The following is a 9,316-nucleotide window of genomic DNA, read 5'->3' as shown; positions in this document are numbered from 1 at the left end:
CGTCTCCCCCCCCCCCTCCCCCCCCACCCCCCCCCCCCCCACCCCAACCCACCCCCCCCCCCCCCCCCCCCCCCCCCCCCCCCCCCCCCCCCCCCCCCCCCCCCCCCCCCGCGGCCTGGTCGCCCTCGTATGGGTGGCGCTGCTCGTCGCCGCGGGCTTCGGCGCCGCGACGGCCTCCGCGCCCACCTCCGGCTCGTTCTCGATACCCGGCACGGAGGCCCAGAAGGCCTTCGACCTGCTGGACGAGAAGTTCCCGGGCATGTCCGCCGACGGCGCGACCGCCCGCATCGTCGTCAAGGCCCCGGCGGGCGCCAAGGTCACCGACCCGGGCCCCAAGGCCGAGGTCGAGAAGCTCATCTCCGGCCTGAAGAGCGGCGACGGCGCCGCCCAGATCGCCACCGTCGACGACCCGTACCGGACGCAGGCGGTGAGCCAGGACGGCTCCACCACCTACGTCAGCGTGAAGTACAAGGTCAGCGGCATGGAGCTGAAGGACGACACCCGAGAGGCTCTCAAGGACTCGGGCCACGCGGCCCAGCAGGCCGGCCTCCAGGTGGAGATCGGCGGCGACGCGCTGATGGAGGCCCCGGAGACGGGCTCCGGCGAGGCCATCGGCATCCTGGTCGCCGGCATCGTCCTCGTCATCACCTTCGGCTCGCTGGTGGCCGCCGGGCTGCCGCTGCTGACCGCGCTGATCGGCGTCGGCATCGGCGTCTCCTCGATCACCGCGCTCGCCAACGTCCTGGACCTCGGCTCCACCACCTCCACCCTCGCGATGATGATCGGCCTCGCGGTCGGCATCGACTACGCGCTCTTCATCGTCTCCCGCTACCGCGTGGAGCTCGCCGAGGGCCGGGAGCGCGACGAGGCCGCCGGCCGCGCCGCCGGAACCGCCGGCTCCGCCGTTGTCTTCGCGGGTCTGACCGTGGTCATCGCCCTGGTGGGCCTGGCCGTCGTCAACATCCCGATGCTGACGAAGATGGGTGTCGCCGCTGCCGGAACGGTGGTCATCGCGGTGCTCGTCGCCCTGACGCTGGTCCCGGCGATCCTCGGCTTCGCGGGCAGGAAGGTGCTGCCCGCCGGCCAGAAGAGCAAGCTGTTCGGCAAGGGCCGCCCGGCCGGCGCCGAGCCCAAGGCCAACGGCGGCACCCGCTGGGCCCGCTTCGTGCTGCGCCGCCCGGTGACGGTGCTGCTGGCCGGCGTGATCGGCCTCGGGGTCATCGCGATCCCGGCGTCCAAGCTGGAGATGGGCCTGCCTGACGACGGCTCCAAGCCGGTCTCCACCAGCCAGCGCAAGGCGTACGACATGCTGTCCGAGGGCTTCGGGCCCGGCTTCAACGGTCCGCTGATGGTGGTCGTCGACGGTGACAAGGCGCTGGCCGACCGCACGGCCGACCGGATCAAGGGCCTGGACGGGGTGGCGGCCGTGATGCCCCCGCTCCAGAACGAGGCCAAGGACGCCGCGATCGTCAGCGTGATCCCGAAGGACCGGCCGTCCTCCACCGAGACCGAGGACCTGGTCCACTCGATCCGCGAGGGCAACGGCAAGGACGTGTTCGTCAGCGGCCAGACCGCGATGAACATCGACTTCTCGCAGAAGATGAACGACGCGCTGCTGCCCTACCTGGCGCTCGTCGTCGGCCTGGCCTTCCTGCTGCTGATGCTGGTCTTCCGCTCGATCCTGGTTCCGCTCAAGGCGGCGCTCGGCTTCCTGCTGTCGGTCGTCGCGGCCCTCGGCGCGGTCGTCGCGGTCTTCCAGTGGGGCTGGCTCGGCTCGCTCTTCGGTGTCGAGCAGACCGGTCCGATCATGTCGATGATGCCGATCTTCATGGTGGGCGTGGTCTTCGGCCTGGCCATGGACTACGAGGTCTTCCTGGTCACCCGCATGCGTGAGGCGTACGTCCACGGCGAGCGGCCGGGCCAGGCCGTGGTGACCGGCTTCCAGTACAGCGCCCGCGTGGTCGTGGCCGCCGCCGTCATCATGATCGCCGTGTTCTCCGGCTTCCTCGGCGCCAGCGACTCGATGGTGAAGATGATCGGCTTCGGCCTGGCCGTCGCCGTCCTCTTCGACGCCTTCGTGGTCCGCATGGCCATCGTCCCGGCGGTGCTGGCGCTGCTCGGCCACAAGGCCTGGTGGCTGCCGAAGTGGCTCGACCGGATCCTGCCCAACGTGGACGTGGAGGGCGAGAGCCTGCGCAAGCACCTGGGCGAGTCCGGGTCCGGGTCGGGGGCCGGCTCGCCGGAGGACCCCGACAAGCAGCGCGAGCTCGTCAACGCCTGAGTCAACACCCGGGTCAACGTCAGGCCCGGAAAGTCACACCTGCCGAACGCCGGCCCCGCATCTGGAACCCCCAGGTGCGGGGCCGGTGGCGTTCCGCTACGCCGTCCGGGTGGTGGCGTGCGTACGGCGCAGGAAGCGGCGCAGCGCGGTGCTGTCGAACTGGAGGACGGCGACCCCCTCGGGCGAGTGGAACTCCACCACCGCCTGGACGCGCCCGCACGGCCAGACACGTACGTCCCCGCTTCCGGACGGGGCCAGCAGGCCGGCCTCCAGGAGGGCGAGGGGGAAGACCCACTCGTTGTCGGTTTCCTCGGGGGACAGCTCGGCGGGGAAGACGACGCGCACGGCCAGCGGCTCGGCGGGGGTGAAGCGCAGGGCCACCGGAATGGCCCGGTAGAGGGGGTCGTCGGTGATCACGCGGGCGCGCACCCGCTCCTCGATGGCGGTCGCGGTCGCTGCTGGATTCTCGGCGGTGGCTGACATCGACAAGACTCCTCGAAATCGGAACATTTGCGTCCGTTTGTCCGTCCAGCCTCGCACATTCCGACGAAACCGCACGGATCCATTTGTGACCCGGCTGCTCTTGCCAACGGTTTGCAACTGGGCACTACTCTTGAACGGTTAAAGACTTGTGCGAGAAAGAGGGAGCGGAGCTTCTCCATGCATGTGCCCGACGGATTCATCAACACACCCGTCTCGGTGGCCGCAGGAGTAGCGGCCGCCGCCGCTGTCGCGGTCAGCCTGCGCGGCGCCCGCCGTGAGCTCGACGAGCGCACCGCCCCGCTGGCCGGCCTCGTCGCCGCCTTCATCTTCGCCGTGCAGATGCTGAACTTCCCGGTCGCCGCCGGCACCAGCGGCCACCTCCTCGGAGGAGCCCTCGCCGCCATACTCGTCGGCCCGTACACCGGCGTGCTGTGCGTGTCCGTCGTCCTGCTGATGCAGGGCATCCTCTTCGCCGACGGCGGCCTCACCGCCCTCGGCGTCAACGTCCTCAACATGGCCGTGGTGACCGTGGTCGTCGCCTACGCCGTCTTCCGCGGGCTCCTGGGGCTGCTGCCCGCCGGCCGCCGCTCGGTCACCGTCGCCGCCTTCGCCGGCGCCCTGCTCTCCGTGCCCGCCGCGGCCGCCGCCTTCACCCTCCTCTACGCCCTGGGCGGCACCACCGACGTCCCGATCGGCAAGGTCGTCACCGCCATGGTCGGCGTCCACGTCCTCATCGGCATCGGCGAGGCCGTCATCACCGCCGCGACCGTCGGCGCCGTGATCGCCGTACGCCCCGACCTGGTGCACGGCGCGCGCCGGCTGACCGCCCCGCTGAAGCTGCGCGTCGGCGGCGAGCTGGTCGACGCCCCCGCGCCCGCCGCCACGCCGGTGCCGGCCGCCGCCCGCTCCACCCGCAAGCTCTGGCTGACCGGCCTGGCCACCGCCCTCGTCCTGGCCGGCTTCGTTTCCTTCTACGCCTCCGCCAGCCCCGACGGCCTGGAGAAGGTCGCCGCCGACAAGGGCATCGACACCAAGGTCGAGGAGCACGCCGCCGCCGGCTCCCCGCTCGCCGACTACGGCGTCAAGGACGTCTCCGACGCCCGCCTGTCCGGCGGCCTCGCGGGAGTCATCGGCGTCGGCGCGACCGTCGCCGTCGGCACCGGCGTGTTCTGGGCCGTGCGCCGCCGCCGCGCTCAGGACCTGACCGCGACGTCCACGGCCGCCCCGTCGGCCGGCTGACATGGGGGCCGGCCACGCGCACAAGCTCTACCGGCACGGGCACTCGCCCGTGCACGAGCTGCCGCCGCACTGCAAGATCGCCGCGACGTTCGCGTTCGTGGTCGTCGTCGTCTCCACCCCGCGCGAGGCCATGTGGGCCTTCGCGGGGTACGCGGTCCTCATCGCCGCCGTAGCGGCGGCGGCCCGGATCTCCGCGGGCTTCATGCTGCGGCGGATGCTGATCGAGGTGCCGTTCGTACTCTTCGCCGTGCTCATGCCCTTCGTGTCCCAGGGCGAACGGGTGGAGGTGCTCGGCATGTCCCTGAGCGTCTCAGGTCTCTGGGGCGCGTGGAACGTCCTGGCCAAGGGCACCCTCGGCGTGGCCGCCTCCGTACTGCTCGCCTCCACCACCGAACTGCGCGCCCTGCTGCTGGGACTCCAGCGGCTGAAGCTGCCGCCGCTGCTCGTGCAGATCGCCTCCTTCATGATCCGGTACGGCGACGTCATCACCGACGAGCTGCGCCGGATGTCCATCGCCCGGCGCTCGCGCGGGTTCGAGGCGCGCGGTGTCCGGCACTGGGGGGTGCTCGCCAAGACGGCCGGCGCCCTCTTCATCCGCTCCTACGAACGCGGCGAGCGGGTCTACCTCGCCATGGTCAGCCGCGGCTACGCCGGCTCCATGCCGGTGATCGACGACGTCACGGCCACCCGCGCCCAGTGGGCGTACTCGGCCGTGCTCCCCGTGACGGCGCTCGCCGTCTGTCTGATGGGATGGACGCTGTGACGTCTCCTTCCGCTTCCTCCTCCTCGCCTTCCGCTGCCGCCGCCCCCTCCCTGGAGGTGTCCGGGGTCGCCTACGCCTACCCCGACGGGCACCAGGCCCTTTTCGGGGTCGACCTCACCGTCGGCCGGGGGGAGCGGGTCGCGCTGCTCGGCCCCAACGGCGCGGGGAAGACCACCCTCGTGCTGCACCTCAACGGCATCCTCGGCGGCGGGGTCGGCTCGGTGAGCGTGGCCGGGCTGCCCGTGGAGAAGCGGAACCTCGCCGAGATCCGGCGCCGGGTGGGCATCGTCTTCCAGGACCCCGACGACCAGCTGTTCATGCCGACCGTGCGGGAGGACGTGGCCTTCGGCCCGGCGGCGGCCGGCCTGCGGGGCGCGGAACTGGAGGAGCGGGTCCGCGAGGCGCTCGAACTGGTCGGCATGGCCGGCTTCGCCGACCGGCCCCCGCACCACCTGTCCTTCGGCCAGCGCCGCCGGGTGGCGGTGGCGACCGTGCTGGCGATGCGGCCCGAGATCCTCGTCCTGGACGAGCCCTCCTCCAACCTGGACCCGGCCTCGCGGCGCGAGCTCGCCGACATCCTGCGCTCGCTGGACGTGACCGTGCTGATGGTGACCCACGACCTGCCGTACGCGCTGGAGCTCTGCCCGCGCTCGGTGATCCTGAGCGAGGGCGTCATCGCCGCCGACGGCCGCACCCGGGACCTGCTGTGTGACGACGCGCTGATGCGGGAGCACCGGCTGGAGCTGCCGTTCGGCTTCGACCCGCGGTCGGTGGCGGCGGCGTAGAGCCGGGGCACTGGGCGGCGGCGCAGGCGGTGACGCAACGCGGTCGGCTAATGCCACGGAGTGCGGATGTGGCATTAGCCGGTGGGGTCGGGCTGTGGCACGGGCCGGCCGGGCGCGCGGAGGGGCGCGCGGTCGGCGGCATAAGGGACGGCCGGCGGTTGTTGGCCTGCTCGTGAACATCCAGGGTGCGGTGACCGAGGGCTTCGAGCCCGTCAGAGACGCCTTCGCGCGCAATTTCGAGGTCCTCGGGGACCGGGGTGCGGCCGTGGCCGTGTACCGGGACGGCCGCAAGGTCGTCGATCTGTGGGGCGGCACGAAGGACGCGGACGGCGACGCCGCCGGGCCCTGGACCGAGGACACCGCGACCATCGTGCGCTCCGCCACCAAGGGCGTGGCCGCCGCCGTCCCGCTGCTGCTGCACCAGCGCGGACTGCTGGACCTGGACGCGCCGGTCGGCTCGTACTGGCCCGAGTTCAAGGCGGGCGGCAAGGAGAAGGCGCTGGTCCGCCACCTCCTCGCCCACCAGGCCGGCGTGCCCGCGCTGGACCGCGGGCTCACCACGGCGCAGGCCGCCGACGGGGTGAGCGGGGCGCGCGCGGTCGCCGCGCAGCGGGCCTTCTGGGAGCCGGGCACCGAGCACGGCTACCACGCGCAGACCTTCAGCTGGCTGGTCTCCGAGCTGGTGCTGAGGGCGACGGGCCGCACCGTCGGGGGGATCCTGGCGGAGGAGATCGCCGAGCCCCTGGGGCTGGACTTCTGGATAGGCCTGCCGGAGAGCGAGGCGCCGCGGGTGGGCCGGGTGGCGCCGGTGGAGCCGCCGGAGAGCGCGGGGCTGCTGAAGACCCGGCCGAGGAGAAACGTTTCCGAGGCATACGCCGACCCGGACTCCCTCACCCGGCGTGCCTTCGCGGCCATCGACCCCCTGCCGGACGAGAACGACCCCGTCTACCAGGCGGCCGAGCTGCCCGGTTCCGCCGGCATCGGCACGGCGCGCGCCCTGGCCCGCTTCTACGGGGCGACCATCGGTGTGGTGGAGGACGGGGCGCGGATCTTCACCCCCGCCACCACCGCGCTGGCCGGCACGGAGTTCGCGTCCGGGCCGGACCGGGTGCTGGTCGTGAACACCCGCTTCGGCCCGGGCTACATGCTGCACGGGCCGGCGTCCCCGCTGCTGTCCCCGGCCTCCTTCGGCCATCCGGGGCGGGGCGGGTCCCTGGCCTTCGCGGACCCGGAGTCGGGGATCGGCTTCGGCTACGTCACCAACGCCCACGCCAAGTCGGTCACCGCCGACCCGCGCGCGCAGGCGCTGGTGCGGGCGCTGCGCTCCTGCCTCTGACGTCGGCCGGCGTCACGCGGAGCGGTCCGGCGCGGTCAGGCGCCCTCGCGTACGTCGGCCAGCGCGGCCGCGGCGTGCTCGATGAGCTCCTTCGGGGCCATGGGGAAGACGGTGTGCGGGGTGCCGGCCGCCGCCCAGACCACGTCGTGCTCCAGCAGCGAGCGGTCGGCCAGCACCCGGGTGCGGGTGCGATGGCCGAAGGGCGGGACGCCGCCGATGGCGTAGCCCGTGGTCTCGCGGACGAGCGTGGCGTCGGCGCGGGTGACTTTCGCGGCGCCGAGTTGACGCCGTACGGCCTCGACGTCGACCCGTGAGGCGCCGTCCATGAGGACCAGCACGGGGACCCCGTCCGCTGCGAAGATCAGTGACTTCACGATCTGGCTGAGCTCGCAGCCGATCGCGGTTGCGGCGTCGGCGGCCGTACGGGTCCCTTCGGGGAAGGCGCGGACGTCGAGGTCGAGGCCCAGCTCGGTGAGGGCCCGTGCGAAGAGGGGGTGCGGGGTGCTGGTCGTCATGCCCCGGACGCTAGCGCCGCGCGGGGCCCGGAGGCCACGCGTTTTGCCCGGGCCCGGCCCGGCACGCCGGGTCGGCCCCCCGCTCGCCGCCGGCCCGCGTGTCCCGGCACCGGCCTTCGGGTCCCGCTGCCCGGCGCGGATGCCCCGGTCCCGCCTTCGGCCCGGCATCCGCCCCCCCGTACTCCGTGCCCCCCCGCACCGCGCGGCTGCGGCCGGTTCTTCCGGCCCGGGACCGGCCCCGGCCCCCCCGTCAGGAGGCGTTCAGCACCGTCGCGACGATGGGGCCCGCCGTGTCGCCGCCGTGGCCGCCGCCCTCGACCATGGCGGCCGCCGCCACATCGCCCCGGAAGCCCGTGAACCAGCTGTCCGGGGCGGCCGCGCCGTCGACCTCCGCCGAGCCGGTCTTCGCGCCCTTGTCGGAGCCGCCTACGGAGGACATGGCGCCCGCCGCCGTGCCGCCGGGGCCGGCGGCCTGCTTCATCATCCGCACCAGCTGCGCCGACACCCCGGGCGCCAGCGAGCGCGGGGCGGCGGCCAGAGCGCGGCCGTCCAGCGACGCCTTCACCAGCACCGGCTGCCGGAACACCCCGGTCCGGGCGGTCGCCGTGATCGACGCGACGTTCAGGGGGTTCATCTGGATCGCGCCCTGGCCGATGTACTCAGCGGCCGCCGCCGGACCGGACGTCACCGGCACGCTGCCGTCCTGGGACGGGATGCCGGTCTTCCAGTCCAGCCCGATCCCGAAGGCCTCCTTGGCCACCCTCGGCAGCGCGCCGTTGTCGCCCACCTCGTTGATCAGGCCGATGAAGGCCGTGTTGCAGGACTTGGCGAAACTGGTCGAGAAGGACTGGCCCTTCAGCGAGAAGTTGTTCAGGTTGTGGAAGACCTTGCCGTCCCACGAGACGCTCTGCGGGCAGTCCGCCGGGCGGTCCGCCGCCACCAGGCCCTTCTCCAGCAGCATCGCCGCCGTCACGATCTTCATCGTCGAGCCCGGGGCCCGCCGGCCCTGCATCGCCGCGTTGAAGCCGTCCCGGCGGTGGTTCGCCACCGCCAGGATGTCGCCGGTGCTCGGCTGGACGGCGACCACGGAGGCCTCGGGGTGCTGCGCCACGGCCTTCTCGGCCGCCGCCTGCACACCGGCGTCCAGCACGGTCTGGATCTGCCCCGGCTTGCCCTCCACCAGCGTCAGCAGGCTCCGCTTCGGCGCGTCCTGGGCCGCCGGTTCGATCCACAGCTCGACGCCGGGCGTGCCGCCGGTCTTCTCCCCGTAGGTCTTGCGCAACGAGTCCAGCACCGGCCGCAGCGACGGGTACTGCTCGGCCGTCAGCTCCTTGCCGTTGCGGTCGACCGCCTTGACCGGCGGGCTCGCCGGGGTGCCCGCGCGCAGCTTCTCGTCCTTCTGGAGCTGCGGGTGGATCACCGAGGGCTGCCAGTCGACGAGCGGCTTGCCGTTGCTGACGCCCCGGACGACGGTCAGGCGGGAGTCGTAGACGAGGGGCTTGGCCGTGCCCTCGTGGCTGATCTCGGCCTCGACCTTGAACGGCACCGTGGTGCCGTCCGCCGTGCCGGGGGTGATGACGGCCCTGGACACCATCGCCTTGGCCCGGTAGTCGGCCACCGCGGTCTGCGCGGCCTGCGTGTTGTTGGTCAGCTCGGCGGCCGTGCGGTCGTCGCCGGCCGCCCACGCCGCGAGGAAGGCCTGCGCGGTGGCGGCCGCCTCCTTCTCCGTGACGGGCCCGCTCCCCTTCGCGGCGGGCGACGCGCTGCTGCCCGTACCGCCACCGGCCGCGACACTGCCGTCGCCGCTGTTCCCGACCAGGGTGTACACCCCGTACGCGGTGCCGCCGACCATCGCGAGGAACACCCCGCCGACGATGGCACCCTTCGCCGCCCCGTTCACTGCGTCCCCTCCCC

Annotated in this window: 8 protein-coding genes; 5 read left to right on the top strand and 3 right to left on the bottom strand. The window is 73.3% G+C overall.

Annotation, left to right across the window (positions count from 1 at the left end):
* Nucleotides 1-133 precede the first annotated feature (133 nt).
* Nucleotides 134-2,281: an MMPL family transporter gene (locus ACZ7IF_RS10020; RefSeq protein ID WP_470965956.1), complete on the top strand. Its 2,148-nt coding sequence runs from the start codon at nt 134-136 to the stop codon at nt 2,279-2,281.
* 96 nt (nt 2,282-2,377) lie between these two features.
* Here the strand turns inward: ACZ7IF_RS10020 and ACZ7IF_RS10015 are convergent, their stop codons facing one another.
* On the bottom strand, nt 2,378-2,764 hold the full coding sequence (locus ACZ7IF_RS10015; RefSeq protein WP_470965952.1) for an SsgA family sporulation/cell division regulator: 387 nt from the start codon (nt 2,762-2,764) through the stop codon (nt 2,378-2,380).
* Nucleotides 2,765-2,941: 177 nt separating this feature from the next.
* Here ACZ7IF_RS10015 and ACZ7IF_RS10010 point away from each other — a divergent pair, with 177 nt between their 5' ends.
* The 4 genes from ACZ7IF_RS10010 to ACZ7IF_RS09995 all read left to right on the top strand — a co-directional run bounded on the left by ACZ7IF_RS10010 (nt 2,942) and on the right by ACZ7IF_RS09995 (nt 6,887).
* Nucleotides 2,942-4,003 (top strand): energy-coupling factor ABC transporter permease, encoded by a 1,062-nt coding sequence (locus ACZ7IF_RS10010; RefSeq protein WP_470965946.1) that lies wholly within the window; start codon nt 2,942-2,944, stop codon nt 4,001-4,003.
* Between the two features lies 1 nt (nt 4,004).
* Nucleotides 4,005-4,766: a cobalt ECF transporter T component CbiQ gene (cbiQ, locus tag ACZ7IF_RS10005; RefSeq protein ID WP_470965941.1), complete on the top strand. Its 762-nt coding sequence runs from the start codon at nt 4,005-4,007 to the stop codon at nt 4,764-4,766.
* Nucleotides 4,754-5,551 (top strand): energy-coupling factor ABC transporter ATP-binding protein, encoded by a 798-nt coding sequence (locus tag ACZ7IF_RS10000; protein WP_470965935.1) that lies wholly within the window; start codon nt 4,754-4,756, stop codon nt 5,549-5,551. Before cbiQ ends, ACZ7IF_RS10000 begins: the two co-directional genes overlap by 13 nt.
* Nucleotides 5,552-5,723: 172 nt before the next feature.
* Nucleotides 5,724-6,887 carry a serine hydrolase domain-containing protein gene (locus ACZ7IF_RS09995; protein WP_470965930.1) on the top strand — a complete coding sequence of 388 codons (1,164 nt, stop codon included), beginning with the start codon at nt 5,724-5,726 and terminating at the stop codon, nt 6,885-6,887.
* Nucleotides 6,888-6,922: 35 nt separating this feature from the next.
* On the opposite strand, the gene ACZ7IF_RS09990 is transcribed toward ACZ7IF_RS09995, so the two are convergent.
* Both ACZ7IF_RS09990 and ACZ7IF_RS09985 read right to left on the bottom strand, forming a co-directional pair.
* The gene (locus ACZ7IF_RS09990) at nt 6,923-7,402 is read right to left on the bottom strand and encodes a YbaK/EbsC family protein (RefSeq protein WP_470965925.1); all 480 of its coding nucleotides are present in this window, start codon (nt 7,400-7,402) and stop codon (nt 6,923-6,925) included.
* A gap of 250 nt (nt 7,403-7,652) precedes the next feature.
* Entirely contained in the window at nt 7,653-9,302 is a 1,650-nt protein-coding gene (locus ACZ7IF_RS09985; RefSeq protein WP_470965919.1) for a penicillin-binding transpeptidase domain-containing protein, read from the bottom strand.
* Between the last annotated feature and the right edge of the window lie 14 nt (nt 9,303-9,316).

Source organism: Streptomyces sp. NPDC037421, assembly GCF_055602105.1.
This window is presented reverse-complemented; position numbering and strand designations above follow the sequence as displayed.

Coding starts and splice junctions, on each gene's coding strand:
- ACZ7IF_RS10015 (WP_470965952.1), bottom strand. CDS start 2,764: ATGTCAGCCACCGCCGAGAATCCAGCAGCGACCGCGACCGCCATCGAG.
- ACZ7IF_RS10000 (WP_470965935.1), top strand. CDS start 4,754: ATGGACGCTGTGACGTCTCCTTCCGCTTCCTCCTCCTCGCCTTCCGCT.
- ACZ7IF_RS09990 (WP_470965925.1), bottom strand. CDS start 7,402: ATGACGACCAGCACCCCGCACCCCCTCTTCGCACGGGCCCTCACCGAG.
- ACZ7IF_RS10010 (WP_470965946.1), top strand. CDS start 2,942: ATGCATGTGCCCGACGGATTCATCAACACACCCGTCTCGGTGGCCGCA.
- cbiQ (WP_470965941.1), top strand. CDS start 4,005: ATGGGGGCCGGCCACGCGCACAAGCTCTACCGGCACGGGCACTCGCCC.